The organism is Pseudomaricurvus sp. HS19, from assembly GCF_009857815.1.
Classification (GTDB): Bacteria; Pseudomonadota; Gammaproteobacteria; order Pseudomonadales; family Cellvibrionaceae; genus Pseudomaricurvus.
In genome coordinates this window covers 24,075-39,095 of sequence record NZ_WVVW01000014.1, presented here as the reverse complement: position 1 = coordinate 39,095, position 15,021 = coordinate 24,075, and the positions used below count along the sequence as shown (strand labels likewise).

The 15,021-nt window shown below is 59.6% G+C and carries 12 protein-coding genes; 6 read left to right on the top strand and 6 right to left on the bottom strand.

Annotated features, from left to right (window positions below):
• Nucleotides 1-249 precede the first annotated feature (249 nt).
• The 5 genes from GSF27_RS16080 to GSF27_RS16060 form a co-directional block, all read right to left on the bottom strand.
• Nucleotides 250-5,355: a diguanylate cyclase domain-containing protein gene (locus tag GSF27_RS16080; RefSeq protein WP_202410506.1), complete on the bottom strand. Its 5,106-nt coding sequence runs from the start codon at nucleotides 5,353-5,355 to the stop codon at nucleotides 250-252.
• Between the two features lie 13 nt (nucleotides 5,356-5,368).
• On the bottom strand, nucleotides 5,369-6,097 hold the full coding sequence (locus GSF27_RS16075) for a hypothetical protein (RefSeq protein WP_160971032.1): 729 nt from the start codon (nucleotides 6,095-6,097) through the stop codon (nucleotides 5,369-5,371).
• Nucleotides 6,098-6,108: 11 nt separating this feature from the next.
• The gene (locus tag GSF27_RS16070) at nucleotides 6,109-6,906 is read right to left on the bottom strand and encodes a gamma-glutamylcyclotransferase family protein (protein WP_160971030.1); all 798 of its coding nucleotides are present in this window, start codon (nucleotides 6,904-6,906) and stop codon (nucleotides 6,109-6,111) included.
• Between the two features lie 294 nt (nucleotides 6,907-7,200).
• Nucleotides 7,201-8,307, bottom strand: coding sequence for an FAD-dependent oxidoreductase (locus GSF27_RS16065; RefSeq protein ID WP_160971028.1), 1,107 nt, complete (start codon nucleotides 8,305-8,307; stop codon nucleotides 7,201-7,203).
• Nucleotides 8,295-9,197 (bottom strand): hypothetical protein, encoded by a 903-nt coding sequence (locus GSF27_RS16060; protein ID WP_160971026.1) that lies wholly within the window; start codon nucleotides 9,195-9,197, stop codon nucleotides 8,295-8,297. Before GSF27_RS16060 ends, GSF27_RS16065 begins: the two co-directional genes overlap by 13 nt.
• Before the next feature lie 384 nt (nucleotides 9,198-9,581).
• On the opposite strand from GSF27_RS16060, the gene GSF27_RS16055 reads away from it, so the two are divergent.
• Nucleotides 9,582-9,914, top strand: coding sequence for a hypothetical protein (locus GSF27_RS16055; protein ID WP_160971024.1), 333 nt, complete (start codon nucleotides 9,582-9,584; stop codon nucleotides 9,912-9,914).
• Between the two features lie 299 nt (nucleotides 9,915-10,213).
• Entirely contained in the window at nucleotides 10,214-10,672 is a 459-nt protein-coding gene (locus tag GSF27_RS16050; RefSeq protein ID WP_160971022.1) for a flavodoxin domain-containing protein, read from the top strand.
• Between the two features lie 318 nt (nucleotides 10,673-10,990).
• Here GSF27_RS16050 and GSF27_RS16045 read toward each other — a convergent pair whose 3' ends face one another.
• Nucleotides 10,991-11,845, bottom strand: a complete 855-nt coding sequence (locus GSF27_RS16045) for an NAD(+)--dinitrogen-reductase ADP-D-ribosyltransferase (protein WP_160971020.1) — start codon at nucleotides 11,843-11,845, stop codon at nucleotides 10,991-10,993.
• A 70-nt stretch (nucleotides 11,846-11,915) separates the two neighbouring features.
• On the opposite strand from GSF27_RS16045, the gene GSF27_RS16040 reads away from it, so the two are divergent.
• From GSF27_RS16040 to GSF27_RS16025, 4 genes are all read left to right on the top strand, one after another.
• On the top strand, nucleotides 11,916-12,833 hold the full coding sequence (locus GSF27_RS16040) for an ADP-ribosylglycohydrolase family protein (protein WP_160971018.1): 918 nt from the start codon (nucleotides 11,916-11,918) through the stop codon (nucleotides 12,831-12,833).
• A gap of 108 nt (nucleotides 12,834-12,941) precedes the next feature.
• Complete coding sequence (locus GSF27_RS16035) at nucleotides 12,942-13,154, top strand: hypothetical protein (protein ID WP_160971016.1); 213 nt, start codon at nucleotides 12,942-12,944, stop codon at nucleotides 13,152-13,154.
• Between the two features lie 89 nt (nucleotides 13,155-13,243).
• A complete protein-coding gene (locus tag GSF27_RS16030) occupies nucleotides 13,244-14,035 on the top strand; it encodes a hypothetical protein (protein WP_160971014.1) in 792 nt (263 codons plus the stop codon).
• A gap of 229 nt (nucleotides 14,036-14,264) precedes the next feature.
• On the top strand, nucleotides 14,265-14,990 hold the full coding sequence (locus GSF27_RS16025; protein ID WP_160971012.1) for a hypothetical protein: 726 nt from the start codon (nucleotides 14,265-14,267) through the stop codon (nucleotides 14,988-14,990).
• Nucleotides 14,991-15,021 lie beyond the last annotated feature (31 nt).

Genomic DNA, 15,021 nt, shown 5'->3' with positions numbered 1-15,021 from the left:
GGCTGTGCCAATCCCCACAATTGGGGCAAAGGGGACATGGATTCCCGCCTGCGCGGGAATGACCGCAGGGTAATGGCGGTCAGATCCAGATTCCCGACTGCGCGGGAATGACCGCAGGGTAATGACGATCAGATCCAGATTCCCGACTGTGCGGGAATGACCGCAGGGTAATGACGATCAGATCCAGAGTCCCGCCTGCGCGGGAATGACAGATGTGTGTGACTCAAGATCGCAGGATAGGGATTCCCATCACGACTGCGCGGCATGCAGGACGCGATTACGCCCCTGACGCTTGGCCTGATAGAGCGCTACGTCAGCATCCCGCAGCAGCTGTTCCACACCGCCTTGCTGTTGCGGAATGACCGATGCGGCACCGGCACTGATGGTTACCACCTGGCCAACCGATGAGCGCAGGTGAGCAATGGCCAGCCTTTCAATGGCACTGCGAACTTTTTCGCCAATCTGCTTCACGCCTTCCACATCGGTATCCGGCAGGATCAGCATAAATTCCTCCCCCCCGTAACGGGCCACCAGATCCGCCGGGCGATGCAGTTCCTCCACTACAGCCTGTGCAACAACCTTGAGGCAGTCATCACCAGCCTGGTGACCGTAAGTGTCGTTATAGGCTTTGAAGTGATCCACGTCGAGCATGATCACCGACAGCGGTCGCTGCTCGCGACGCAGGCGCACCCACACCTCCTGCAGGTAGGCGTCGCCCTTGCGACGGTTAGCCACACCGGTAAGACCATCGCGATCCACCAGGCTTTGCAGTTCGCGGTTGAGCTGCTCCAGTCGCGCCGTGCGTTCGGCCACTTTTTCTTCCAGCAGGCGGGAGTGATCCTGCACCTGCTCATAGAGCTGTGCATTTTCCATCGCCACCGACGCCTGCGCGGCCAGCAGGCGAATCACCTCCAAACGCTCGCGAGTGAAAATATCGCTGGAGAGATTATTCTCCATATAGAGAACACCCTCGATACTCTCCCGGCGCAGCGGCACACACAGCACCGAACTCGGTTTGGCCTTGAGCATATACGGATCCTGCACAAACTGACCCTCCCTGCTGGCATCGCGCAGTACCAGCGCTTCGCCACTGTGCAACACCTGGCTGATAAGGGTCACAGGTAACGGCAGCTGCCCGCCCTCAAGCATTGGCACCAGCGAGTGAGCCGGCAAGTCCAGCGACTGTGCACCTTCGTCCGGCAGCTTGCTGGCAACCACCCGCAGGCGACCCTCCTCCCGCACCACCAGGCAGCCCCACTGACCACCGGCGTTCTCCAGCAGAATAGCCACCGTGGTTTTGAGCAGTCGATCGAGTACGATCTCACCGGAAATTTCCCGCGAAGCCTTCATCACAGACGCCAGGTCCAGGTCACCGTTTGCCTCATCTGGTGCCAGCATTCGACTGCCCGCAAGGATCTCACGTAATACCGGGAACTCCTCCTCCAGCTGAATCACTTTGCGACGAGCGCCCCAGCGATCATAAACACGATGCGCCGCGCGCAGATAGCCTTCGGCAGAGCGCTGGCGCCCAAGAGCCAGTAAGTGACGTGCAGCGCGTTCGTTAGCGGTGGCCTCGTCACGCAGGAAGCCGCTGTTGCGCGCAGCATCAATGGCGGCATCAAACCTGTCCAGCGCCAGATCGTTATGGCCATCCAGGCGCGCCAGTTCCGCCTCCATCAACCACTGCAAATGCAGAAAATTTTCCGGACAGTTGTCGGCCCAGTGCCGGATGCGGGACAAGTCGTGTTGCAGGCGCCTGCGGGTTAGCTGCTGTCCGGCGGCTGGCATCCCTGCATAACCTTCTGCCAACGTCAGGCAGGCGACCACATAAAAGCGCACCAGTTGTGGCAGTGACATGGCAGACTTGATGAGATTATCCTGCGCGCGCACATGCTCCAGGGCCTGCTCGTAATCACCATAGAGCTGGCAGATCTCCGCACTGTAGATGTGGTAGTTGGCAATACCGGTCATAAAGCCGCGCTGTCGCATTCCCGCCAGGCACTGCTGTACATCGAATGTCTCATCACTCAGCGAGCAGAGCCCATCGGTTCGCCCCATCAGATTGCGCTGCAACTGCAGAAACAGAGTGCCGGAATCAAGCGAATCCTGATAGGCGCACTCACGCACAATTTCCAGGTGCTCGGCGTGCAAACGTTCGGCGCTTTCCAGGTCCAGGGTCGGATCCCAGATCACACAGTCCTGTGCGCTGTAGGCCAGATAGAGCAGGTCACCGGATTGATAACCCGCCTCGATCCCCTTGCGGAACCAGGGCGTCAGACTGGACCAGTGACGACTCCAGTGGTGCACGAACATGGCGTACACATAGATCACCCGCGCGCGCAGGGTGAGATCATCGAGACGCTCGTTAATGGCCAGTCCCACCTTGGCGTATTCAAACCCGAGCGCTGGCTCATCCAGCTCCCCGCAGAGCAGCATGCCATAAGCAGCGTAGGCAAATGCCGACTCAGGGCAGTTGCCGTGTCGCAGCGAAAAGTTGGCGGATTTAAGCACCAGGTAGGGGAAGATGTTGCCACTGCCGGAGAGAAACGCCGCGGCAAAAATTTCCATCAGCAGACGCATGGCAGTGAGCGTGGCCTCATCTTCCACCAGCGGCGCATCCACCAGATCTTCAATGCGACGCTCACCAAGATTCTCCAACACCAACCGCCGCTCTTCGGCAATATCCTCCAGAGTCGGCTGATCTGTAAAGCGCACCCCGAGCAGACGCAAACCTTCGATGGCGGCACGTATGGAGTCGTCCATGCGACCCAGCGTGGCGTACTGACGGGTGCGGGTCGCGAGAATATCGCTGCGCTCCAGATCGGATCCCGCATGTGTGAGCAGAACCTCAATCCACTGCTCGGCTTCTTCTGTGCGGTTGGTGAGATACGCGCACTGCTGAATTTCGGCCGCCAGCTCTGACATAAAGTGTGGCTGTTGCTGCCAGGGATCCTCCGGCAGTAATTCCCGGGCAACGCACAGATAGTTGAACGCCGCTTCAAACGCTGCCGAGTGCCGCGCCCGTATCGCCGCGCTCAGATTCAACTGCGCCAGCAGTTGCCTCTCGCCGGCGTCAACCATCAGTACACGACCTTCGTTGAGGTGCCCGACAATATCGATCAGGCGCTCGTGCAACGCCGCTTCGCCCGCATCGGCATACAGCAGTCGCCCCATGGATAGATGCACTTCTGCCAGCCGCCCGTGATCGATCAGGCCGTAAGCCGCCTGTTGCACCCGGTCGTGCTGAAACCGATAGCTCGGGTTCAGGTTGAGCGAGTCGTGCCCGCTGTCCTGCAAATTGCCACCGACCAGACGGTAGTCACTGTGCAGTGGCAGAATCGTGTGCTGCTTCAGCGCGGGCAGCAATACAGCCGCCGTCTCTTCCGTCGAATGTTCGTAAATTGTGGCCAGCGTGTGCAAATCAAAAGTGCCACCGATGCAGGCGGCCAACTGCAGTGCCTGCTGTGTCTCTGCTGGCAGACGACGCAGGTTCGCCATCATAAATTCGACGACGTCGTTGCTCATGCCCGACCAGTGCGCCGCTGCCGGATCCCAGAGCCAACGACCACTTTCCGGATCCGGCCTGATCGCGCCCTGCTTGTGCAGCTGGCGCAGCAGCTCATTGGTAAAGAAGGGGTTACCCTGCGCCTTGTCGTAGAGCATGTCGCTTAACGGGCGTATCCCGTCCCGGTCACAGCAGAGAGCGTCAGCCACCAGCTGCGTGACTGCAGCACGATCCAGCGGACCGACGGGTAACTGCCGGATATTTTTCTGCGCCTGCAGCTCATCCAGCAACAGTCGCAGCGGGTGCCCGGCACCCACTTCGTTGCTGCGATAGGCGCCGATCAACAACAGGTGGGTCAGCTCGCGGGAGGTGACCAGACGATGCAACAACTCCAGCGTCGGCACATCGCTCCATTGCAGATCGTCGAGAAACAGCACCACCGGATGTCCCTCTGCGGCGAAAACCCGCAGAAACGCGGTGAGCACCAGATGCAGGCGATTGCGTTCTTCTGCCGGCGGCAAGGCTGCCACTGCCGGCTGTGCACCAATGATCAGCTCCAGCTCCGGCACCAGATTGATTACCAGGCGGGCGTTGGGCGCCAGTGCCTCCTGCAGACGCTGGCGCCACCGGGCCAGCGATGCTTCCGGCTCCGCCAGTATCTGCTGCACCAGGCCGCGAAACGTCGCCGCCAGCGCGGTGTAGGCTTCGCCCTGCTGAAACTGGTCAAACTTGCCTTGCACAAAAAAGCCGCGCTCGCGCACCAGAGGGCGATCAACTTCGTTAACCAGTGCCGATTTGCCGACACCGGAATAACCGTGCACCAGACAAAACTCGGTACCACCGGCCACTACCGTCTCAAACAGCCCCAACAGTTCACGAAGCTCGCTATCGCGTCCGTACAGATGCTGCGGCACCAGGAATTTCTGTACTTCGTCATGCCGCCCCGGCACAAACAGCTCCGGCGTACGTCCGGCAGCCACTGCATCAGCGCATTCATTCAGATCATGCAGAAGGCCCCGGGCACTCTGGTAGCGGGCCTCCGGACTTTTCGCCAACAGGCGCAACACCACCGCCGAGAGCGCCTCCGGCACATGGGGAGCCAATTCGTGAGGCGGCGACGGCAGGCGACTGATATGGCTGTGCACCCACTCCAGCAGCGTTTCCGCCTGAAAGGGCGAACGGCCGGTGAGCAACTCAAACAGCAGGACTCCAAGGGAGTAGTAATCGGAGCGGTAATCCAGGTCGCGGTTCATGCGCCCGCTCTGTTCCGGCGAGATGTAAGCCGGGTCGCCCTCAAGACGCCGCGACATCTGTACTGCCTGTCGCTCCTGATCCAGCTCAGAGGCAATGCCAAAACCGGCCAGCGCCAGGCGCCCGGTTAACGGCTCGTAGAGAATGTGTTCCGGCATCAGCGACTTGTGCACCAGATCGTTGCTGTGCACGCCGTCCAGCGCGCGCACCAGGCGCAGAGCGATATCCAGCACAGTGCCCAGCGGCAAGCCTGCACCGCCACTGTACTCCAGCCGGGTGCGCAGGGTGCCTTCGAACAGCTCCCCGACCAACGCCAGGTTGCCACTGCCGTGGGCAACGGTGTCGAAAATTTGCCGCACACCGTCTACACCGGCCAGGCGCCGGGCAATGGCTGCCTCACGCCGGATCGCCGCCACCTGCAGGCGGTTCGGGAATTGGGTATCAAGGGTTTCGATCGCTACTTCTGCGCCATCCACCAGACGACAGGCACGGTAGACCACCCGCCCTTCCAGGCGGTAGAGCAGCTCGTCAATGCAGTAGCCGGGCACCTGCATCCCGGCCAATTCCGTAAAACCCGGGGTGGTCAAATCGGAGGCCATGGTGGCAAGGGCATCAGATACCGAACAGGCGACTGAAGGTGGCCTGGTAATCGGCCTGCGCGCTGTCGCGCAGCGGTTCACCATGACCACACAGCGCGTGACTGAAGGGGATCTCAGCCAAACGCACAAAATCCCCGGCGGCGGGCTCCGCCGCCTGCATCCATACCGGGCCAATATTGGCCGGGGTGAAGAAACCCATCTGCTGCATCAATTCACTCGACGCATCGGAGAAAAATTGATCCGGCGCGAGCCAGTTCTGCAGTGCGTCACAGGCAATCGCAATACCGCCTTCGCGCTTTAGCAGCACAACGGCCTCAGGGATTTTCGTGGTCTCAAAGACAAACAACCCGGCATCGGCGAGCGGCAGCGAGTCTGGCGCCAGTGTGTGTGTCGCCTGCAGACCGCTCTCATGGATCATCTCCGGCAGCGCCCAGTAGTTGGCCTGGTAGCGGTCCACATAGAAGGGGTCATCACGACCGTGCAGGGCACCGAGACGCACCACATCCGTCACCCGACCCAGCGAGTCCAACCCGGCCAAAGCCTCATCCGTCAGACGCACACTGTTGAAGATAATCAGACGCTCACCGTCGCGCACAACGGTCATATTGCGACTGAAAGCCCAATCCATGCCCTGCAGTACAGTTTCCATAGCGCCGGTGACGAAAAAGACGTTGGGGAAGATCTCCTCAACAGGTCCGTGCCCCAGTGCCGGGGGAAATTGTGCCGCGGATAAGCGATCCATAGCTGTAGCTCTCACTGCTCGTTGTAATCGAAGCGGCCCACGTAGCGATACTCCCGCGCGTACTCATTCAGGTAAGCGTTGAGGTAATCCCGCTGGGCCTCATTAAAGCGTCCGTACCGGATGTCATCCATGGATTCACTGCCGTCGCTGCTGTTTAAACGCTTGAGGTGAAACAGCGTCATGTCGCGACGACCAAAAAAACTTTTCAGGTATTCGTGCAGGGGGCGCGCCCGGGACATATCAAACACTGAGCCCCACAACGCGGTATACATTGACTCGGCGGCCAGTGTATCCGCCGTAAACACCGGATAATCACCCGCCGGAGGCGTGTAGAGAGGATACACCTCTGGCTGGTGCAGGGGCTGTGCCATCAGCTCCTGCACGTAGGTCGGATCCAGACCGGCGGCACGTGCGCCACTCACCAGAATATCCAGGTAGCGGCTGCTGGGACGGCAGCTCTCATCGATAAATAAAGGCATACCTACATAGGTGTAGGCGCTGATGCGTTCACCCGACCCGGTCTCCACCTCGACCCGGATGCGGTCATAACCGTGGCCGCAGGCTTCAGTGGCATCCAGTGGTGCCAGCGACTCATCCGGACAGGCGTAGAGCACACCCAGCACCCGATCCTGCGGGTTATCCGATGGCTCGATATTGCCCACGCCGCCTTCGTGACGGAAAAAGTGCTGCACATTGAAGCGCAACCGCCAGCCTTGCAGCACTGCCCGGCGAGCGGACAACGGCTCCACCCCTTTGGCCCGCAGCGAAGTGATGCTCAGATTGGAGCCAAAACCAAAATAGTGAAACATAGCTCGGGCCTGCAGCCCCCCTGGCACACAAGGCATTAACAATACCCGTATTATGCGCAAAATCAACAGGTTGCAGTGAGAGCGAGCCGCAATAGGTGCCGTCTATAGCCCCGCCACCAAAGACTATTAACGCGCCACCGGCAAAGTAAACCGTAAACCGATGAGCACGCATCCAGAGTGCTGAGTGGGCTGCAGCTTTCGGCCTATGCGGGAAGGGGGGCTAACAGATACAACGGGGCAGTGCTGCGATGTGGATTCCCGCCGGTGCGGGAATGACGCATCGGGGATGGCGGATCAGCTGGCAGTCAGATCCGCCGCCACCCGCGCCGCCGCTTGCAACGCCCCTTCCAGGTAGCCACCAAAGCGGTGATCGGTTTCGGAGGCACCGAACCAGAGAGTTTCGTTCCAATGATCCAGCCGCAGCCAGGGGTGGCCGTAGCTGGGGTGTTCGGAGGGCACATCGGCATCGGCCGCCACCGCGGTGGCCGGCTCCTGAAACCAGTCCATTACATGAATCGCCACCGGTTCAGCCGCAGCCGGGCCATACAACTCCTGCAGCTGACTGATCACCGCCTCTTCCAGACGCGCCCGATGTTGCGCCCGGACACCCGCCGGCAAGGCAAAGAAACCACCCAGTGCCGCACGACCGGGCTCAGTGCCGTTACCCACACCGCAGGCATCGAAGATCTCCCCCAAAACCGCACCCGGGTACTGGCCATAACCGTTACCGGAGAGCCCCTGCTCACGCCAGAACGGCCGCTCGTATTCCACAATCACCTTGGCGTGCCCCGCCATCCAGGTGGGTGTGGCGGCAAACATCTGCTGCAGACGCTCATCCAGCGCCGGCTCAAACGCCACCTGCTGTTGCAGCAGACGCGGCGGCAGGCACAACACCACCCGACGGGCCTGCTGCACCACGTTGTTGCCCGGAGCCTCAAAGCTCAGAGCCACCCCCTCACCCTGCTGCCGCACCTGCAACAGGCGATGTTCAAGATACACCTGCTCAGGCGACAGCTGCTCTGCCAACACATCAATCAACCGCTGCGCACCACCGCGAATCCGGTAAGCGCCGCTGTAAGCCTGGGGGTCGGGAATACGCAGTGGCACCTGCCCCACCGCCGACTGGAACAGGGCACGGCCATACTGGAACTGGGGAAACAGCTGCAGGTCGTAGCGACGGATAAACTCCCGCAACAGAGGCTGATCTCCCGGCCACACCCAGGTGGGGCCCAGGTCGAAGCGGGTATCGGGATCAGACTCGGCGGTTGGGGTGCTCAGGATGCGCCCACCAAGCCGCGACCGGGCCTCGAACACACCCACGGAGTGAGTACCCGCTTCCCTCAAACGGGCCGCCAAAGAAAGCCCCGACAGCCCACCACCAATAATCGCTACGTCCAGCATAAGCACTCCTCTGTATTACTGCCCCACTCCGGCAACACCCACCCTTCATGCCCCACCGTGGGCAATATCAGTTTACGGCGGGTGATCGCCCAGCCGCCATCCTGCGGTTCCGCGCGCATGCTCCAGCCCCAACTTACCGGTGCCGCCGCCGGTACCCAGATGGACTCCCCGGGCCTGTCACTCAGGGGGCGTTCGAGAAAATAGCTGGTGAACTGCTCCAGTACTGTCACGCCCTGAACCAGCTGGCCCTCCGCCTCAATGGGCAGGCGCTGGGAGATGCGATAGTCAAAACAGTAGTCCCTACTCTCGCCCTGCGGCTGCCAGGGTGTTTGCTGGCGCAGCACCGTGGCCTCCTCCCCCGGCTCCAGGTAGAGCACCGGCTCATCGCCGGTGTCGAGAATCGCCCGTCGCGAGCCATCCTGCAGGGTGAGAAAACGCTGCGACTCCACCAGCCGGATCTCCCCCAGGCGGGCAGCGAAATCCCTGCTGCGATAGTGCAGCGGGAACTCCGCCTTTACCGTCAGCCAGTGGGTATTACGCACGCTGTAAATCTCCGGCCCAAGCAAAGTGGGATTCTGCAACTGCAGGCTGTTGCTGGCCAGGGCGTTGTCGCGGTCGCCTGCCGGCATGGCGTCCCAGTCCCACAAAAACCCCGGCTCCGTTCCGGCCGCGGGCAACACCCGCCCGGCACCGACGCTGTAGTCGAGCCCCCCAACAAGTCCGGCGGGGCGAGCCTGTGTTAACTGCGAGGCCGGATAGGCCAGCCCCCGCACCAGTGCCGGGGATTTGCTCTTCACTGCCGGACCGGCGTTGTCGGGTACTGCGGTATCGGTGTTTACCAGCCGTAGCTGGTTGGTTTTGGCGGAAATCGGAAACGGGGGGCGTGACATATCTCTGGCTGTGCCTTGTGGTTTTAAACGTGGCTCTTGGGTCAGTTCGTGCTGTCGCTCGACGTATTGATGAGTGCTCTCTCCAAACACCCTCTCACCTGAGTTTCACAAACTGTGCCAGCCGTCCCGGGCACCAGACAGTGCGCCAACCGGCCCCAAACCCCGTGTGTTGCCGTCCCGCTGTCGAACTTGCGACATCCAATGTCGCTCCATTTTGCAGGGGAAACGACAAGCCGGACCAGTGCTGCCCACCTAAGTCACTGATTTATTAAGCCTGTGGGGCGCGGCCGGAATATTGCACCGCTCTATTTCCAAAAGGCGCGCCCATCGAATGACGGGCTTAAAAAAAGATGCCGACATCTGTGATAGCCAAAAGTGATCGCCATGAAATACATCGAAGTTCTGCAGTACTGCCTGTCGCTGCCGGGCACCCGCAAGGAGAGCGAGACCGGACAGGGTCAACGCTTCACCCTGCTGGCCGGTGACGAACCCTTCGCCCAGTTCGAAACCGGCGCCCCCATCCAGTGGCAGTTCCTAGTTCGCGCCACCGAAGCGGACTGCGAGGAGCTCTACGACCCGCCCCATATCCGCACCAGCGACCGCGGCCCCGGCCACTGGCTGGTGATATTGCGGGTGGAAAACTTTGACGATGAGCGGCTGAAGGAATTGATCCTGTGGTCCTACGAGCAGGCTGTGGCTGCGGCCGATGCAGCGTGATCTCAGCGTGCAGGGTTCGCGAACAAAATGCCTGAAGGTCATCGCGAGCGCAGCGTGGTGACGAGGTGAGTGGCTGACGCTCAGCAGCAGGAAGCGGGCGAACCACTCCGGCTTACCACCAAGTAGGCGACAATGTGCCAAATATGGGTTGCTTCGGCGCTGTTCGGCACTGAAAGACGCGCCTCGCAATGACGGGGTGGAGTTTGTGATTGATGACACGCAGCGCAAGTGATGAGCGGTCATTGAAAGGGTTTGACACAGAAAGTCTTTAGCACTTCACAGAAACGAGGAAAGTCACCATGGCCAAGGTGCAAGTTATTGTCGGCAGCGTCTACGGCAACGCCAAGTTCACCGCCGAAGCGGTCAGTGCCCTGCTTGGCAAACTGGGTCACGAGGCGTTCGCCAATGACGAAGCCATAGCCACCGACCTCACCCGCGACGAGGACGAGATTCTGCTGATCTGCTGCTCCACCACCGGCGATGGCGAAATCCCCCGCAACATCCTGCCGGTTTTCTCCGCCCTGGATAACGAGCGTATCGACCTAAGCGGCCGCCGCTACGGTGTGATTGCCCTGGGTGATCGCGGCTACTCCCGCTTTGCCCACGCCGGCCTGCTACTGGAAGACGCCCTCTACCGCTGCGGTGCCCGGCGGGTCGGCGACGTCCTCACCATTGATGCCCGCGCCGATGCCAATGCACCGCTGAAAGCCGCGCTGTGGTCGAAGGATTGGATTGAAGCGTTTGAGGTCTGTGCCTGAGTGTATCCCCCGTCATTCCCGTACAGCCCTTGCCCCTTTGCCCGCAACCTACCCCACGTCATTCCCGTGCAGCCCTGCCTCTTTGCCCGCAACCTACCCCACGTCATTCCCGCGCAGGCGGGAATCCACTGCCGGCAAAAACTTCTGGGTTCCGGCATAAGCTGGAGTGGCTATAACCGGAGGAATGCTCTGGATTCCCGCCTGCGCGGGAATGACGACAGATGAAGTTCGCGGGAATGACAATAGGTGTGTCCGGACCAAGAACAACAACTAATTCTGAGTACGCCATAAAACGGTATTAACGGATCAAAACCAGCCTCAATAATGACTCATCGACGCGGCACACACCCCGCCCAACACCAGATACTCACTCTCCCCCTGCAACACCCCCGGCAACAACCCGGGAAAGTAGATCAGCTTACAGAGAGGAATCGTTGCCTCCAGAATCACATCACCAAAGGCCGAGGCATGATCCCGGTCGCAACTGAAGGAGTTAAGGTTGTTGAGCAGCAACACACACTCATCCGCCGACGGCTGTTCGATCACATAGTGATCCTCCAGCCAGTTAAGCCCACGATAGAGTGTACGGTGAGTTTCGTCCGGCCAGCGTCGCTGCAGCTCGTACTGGCAGTAGCTGTAGAGCAGGTCCAGCTGCGACTCCAGCGCATTGCTGTTGTAGAGGCCGCGCTGAAAGTCCGCCTCGAAGCGCTCGTAGGTCTCGCTGTTGGGATCACTCAACGAACCGCGATGATTGAGCGCCCGCAGGCCAAAGCGCGACTCCACCCAGCGCTTCAGCACCGCCGCTTCCACACCATCGGCGTTAAACATCCAGCCCCGCAGCAATCGCAGGTAATCCGCCTTGTCACGCCGCACACCCTGATTGGCAGGATCGAACCCCGCCTCGTCGCTTTTGCCCAACAGAAACGCCGAACTCATATACTGGCGAAAGTGCAGCGCCCGCACCTCCGCCTCGTCGATATCCTCCAACGCGCGGAACAGCTGGCTGTGCAACTCCTGCACACCATCCAGGCACAGCGGCACGGGGTGTTGCTGAAAGGTACGACTACCCAGGATCACTGCCGGCTGGTTGCAGCGGTTGATGGAAAGACGGGCAAACAGCGGCAGGCTCACCGGGTGAGTAATTTCAGTTGCACCTGAGTTGCGCTGGGTCATGTGTTTACCGGACATCCGCTTTACTATGAAGGGACTGCTTAAAACGCCTTATCGCATAAGGAAAAGAGTAATGCCAAACCGCCAACAGCGCTACCAGGGATGCCTGCTGGGACTCGCCGCCGGGGATGCCGTGGGTACCACCGTGGAGTTTCGCCAGCGAGACAGCTTCGAACCCCTCACCGATATGGTGGGTGGCGGCCCCTTCGGCCTGCGTGCCGGCCAGTGGACCGACGACACCTCCATGGCGCTGTGCCTGGCCCACTCCCTGCTGGAGAAACAGGGCTTCGACGCCGACGACCAGATGCAGCGCTACAACAACTGGCGCCTGCACGGCTACATGAGCAGCAACGGCCGCTGTTTCGATATCGGTACCACGGTCTCCGAGGCACTGAGCCAATACCTCAGCCACGGCGATCCCTTCGCCGGCTCCACCAATCCTTTCTCCGCCGGCAACGGCTCCCTCATGCGCCTGGCCCCGGTGGTCATGTACTACAGCCCCGACCTGCAACAAGCCATCCTCTACGCCGGCGAAAGCTCCCGCACCACCCACGCCGCCAAAGAGTGCATCGACGCCTGTCGTTACTTTGCCGCCCTGTTGCACAGTGCGCTCAATGGTGCGGATAAAGAGACGCTGCTCAACTGCGACCTCTACCAACCGGAGACCCGCAAGATCGCAGCAATTCAGCAGGGTGACTACCGCAGCAAAACCCTGGAGCAGATCAAAGGCAGCGGCTATGTGGTGGAGAGTTTAGAAGCAGCGCTGTGGTGTTTTGACCAGACCGATAGCTTTGCCGACGCTATCCTGCTGGCCGCGAACCTGGGGGATGATGCTGATACCACCGCCGCCATTTGCGGTCAGATTGCCGGGGCTTTCTATGGAGTGGACGCCATTCCCGCGAGCTGGCGGGAAAAGATTGTGATGGCCGGCGATATTGCCCAACTGGCGGATTCCCTGCTGGCGGGCAGCCCTCAATTGGTTAATGTGTGAACAACTCTGCAGGAGTGCTGTGGCTTTCTGATTCCGCTTCAGCCCGCAATAGCGCTACACTGCTGCGCTAGCGAATAAACATAAACACATGAATACAGAGAAAACCCCATGCGAATCCTGGCCCTGTTAGTCACCCTGTTGATCATCGGTTTTCTGGTGACCAAGCAGTTGAACACACCTGCCACCGTGGGTGGTGATGAGGCGGGTATTCCGCACTCAGCCGTGCCTGACAGCAAAGAGGATCTGGATAATCTGCAGGACAATCTGGATAACCTGCTGGAGCAGAGCACCCAGCAGCGATTGGAAAGTGTGGAGGAGTGAGCAACGAGGCCGTAACACGTCAATAGTGTCAGAGTTTCCACTGATACGAAAAACTCATACCTAAATAAATACCTGCCAGAGCGCTATAGATGCAACCCAAAGCAATACCCATAAGATCAACCATCCTGACCGCCATCAATATGGCAGTAGAAAACAGGACCCAACTACTACGACTGGCGCTGCCGTTACTTGTCGTTGTCGCTTTCAGCCAAATCTACAACCACATTGCCGCAAGCAATCCCGACTATTCGTTCAACTTCATATCCATCCTTTTCAGCTTTGCCTATTTATTAACACTCCTGAACGCCACTGTCGGCGCTCACAGAGTCTTTTTGCTGTCCAGGGAGAATGCTGCACAGACAAGGGCAGTAAGGTGGACTATGAGGGAAACAAGATTCCTGGGATGGTGGATAGTTCTTTCCATCTGCATTACAGCGATAATCTCGCCACTGGCATTTTTTTCGTTCGCCATAGTGCCTGACATTTCAGGAGCGTTTTTATTCGACAACCCTTTTCTGGGCATCCTGACTTCAAGCCTGATATTCCTGCCAGCGGGGTACGTCTTCAGCCGATGGGCCATGGTGCTCCCCGCCACTGCCATAGACCAGACACACAAAAGCCTTGGCTGGGCCTGGGATCTGACCAAAGGACACAGCCTGCGGCTATTTTTCCTGATCTGCGTCATCCCGCTGACAACCGATATCCTTCTGTCGTACATACCCTTTGGCAACCACCTCGCTGGACAGCTCTGCTACCAAGCCATTTGGTTAATTGTCGGCGCTATTGAGATCTGCCTACTGTCGCTGAGCTTCGGCATGCTTAACGCATGGGCGTCCGATGATCCGGAGACCACTGAAGAGCAAGTCAACATCCAGGAATAGGATATTCAGCCAGAGCCTTTGGTGTTTTATTGACCCAGAGGTTCTCCCTACGCCCCGGCTTCTGCACATTTCTTATCACCACGCACTTCCACCCGCACCGCTGACGCCAATCACCACCCCAAAATGCCGGACACCCACTATAGTTATCTGGGGAGCAGAGCAGCCCAGCCACCAAGGTCTGCCAACCAAATCGTAGCCAGCTGAATACAGTTCAACAGGGAGTAGAACCATGAACACCTCCGTTGTTATACAAAACCGCTTCTGCGGCCCACCCGACTCCGGCAATGGCGGCTATGTCTGCGGATTGATTGGTGAAGCCTTGGGCGGCAAAGCCACGGTACGACTGTTTCTGCCCCCACCATTGGGACGGCCACTAACCCTGGACATCCAGGGAGCGGATGCGCAACTGTTGGACGGCGATAAGCTGGTGGCAAAAGGCCAGGCGGAAGCGGTGGATGTGGAATGCCCGGACATACCCTCCTGGGCCGAAACACTGGAAGCCAGCAAAGCCTATGTCGGCTTTAAACAACATCCCTTCCCCGGATGCTTTGTGTGTGGGCCTCAGCGGCTTGAAGGCGATGGACTTCGCATATTCCCCGGCAAACTACCGGGATCGGAGGTGGTGGCCGGCCCCTGGTTACCCGATGGCTCCCTGCTTGGCCAGAATGGCAGCAGCAATCACATAGACCGGGTCTTTATCTGGGCCGCCCTCGATTGCACCAGCGCCTTCCCCATGTTTCCCACACGCGAAGGCAAAGCCTTGGTACTGGGGCAGATGTCAGTCCAGGTTCACAACGATGTTGCAGTGGGTGAACAGTGCATCGCCCTGGGCTGGCCCCTGGGTCAGGATGGCAGGAAGCTGCACTCGGCGTCGGCCATCGTCAAACCGGACGGCAGCCTTGCTGGCACGGCAAAAGCCACCTGGATTGAAGTGGATGCGCATTTGTTTCAGTGAGAGCCTGCTCTGGCAAACGCCTATTTTAGTA

Excerpts from the sequence above, each read along its gene's own strand:
- GSF27_RS16080 (WP_202410506.1), bottom strand. The coding sequence starts at position 5,355 with ATGGCCTCCGATTTGACCACCCCGGGTTTTACGGAATTGGCCGGGATG.
- GSF27_RS16075 (WP_160971032.1), bottom strand. The coding sequence starts at position 6,097 with ATGGATCGCTTATCCGCGGCACAATTTCCCCCGGCACTGGGGCACGGA.
- GSF27_RS16070 (WP_160971030.1), bottom strand. The coding sequence starts at position 6,906 with ATGTTTCACTATTTTGGTTTTGGCTCCAATCTGAGCATCACTTCGCTG.
- GSF27_RS16065 (WP_160971028.1), bottom strand. The coding sequence starts at position 8,307 with ATGCTGGACGTAGCGATTATTGGTGGTGGGCTGTCGGGGCTTTCTTTG.
- GSF27_RS16060 (WP_160971026.1), bottom strand. The coding sequence starts at position 9,197 with ATGTCACGCCCCCCGTTTCCGATTTCCGCCAAAACCAACCAGCTACGG.
- GSF27_RS16055 (WP_160971024.1), top strand. The coding sequence starts at position 9,582 with ATGAAATACATCGAAGTTCTGCAGTACTGCCTGTCGCTGCCGGGCACC.
- GSF27_RS16050 (WP_160971022.1), top strand. The coding sequence starts at position 10,214 with ATGGCCAAGGTGCAAGTTATTGTCGGCAGCGTCTACGGCAACGCCAAG.
- GSF27_RS16045 (WP_160971020.1), bottom strand. The coding sequence starts at position 11,845 with ATGACCCAGCGCAACTCAGGTGCAACTGAAATTACTCACCCGGTGAGC.
- GSF27_RS16040 (WP_160971018.1), top strand. The coding sequence starts at position 11,916 with ATGCCAAACCGCCAACAGCGCTACCAGGGATGCCTGCTGGGACTCGCC.
- GSF27_RS16035 (WP_160971016.1), top strand. The coding sequence starts at position 12,942 with ATGCGAATCCTGGCCCTGTTAGTCACCCTGTTGATCATCGGTTTTCTG.
- GSF27_RS16030 (WP_160971014.1), top strand. The coding sequence starts at position 13,244 with ATGCAACCCAAAGCAATACCCATAAGATCAACCATCCTGACCGCCATC.
- GSF27_RS16025 (WP_160971012.1), top strand. The coding sequence starts at position 14,265 with ATGAACACCTCCGTTGTTATACAAAACCGCTTCTGCGGCCCACCCGAC.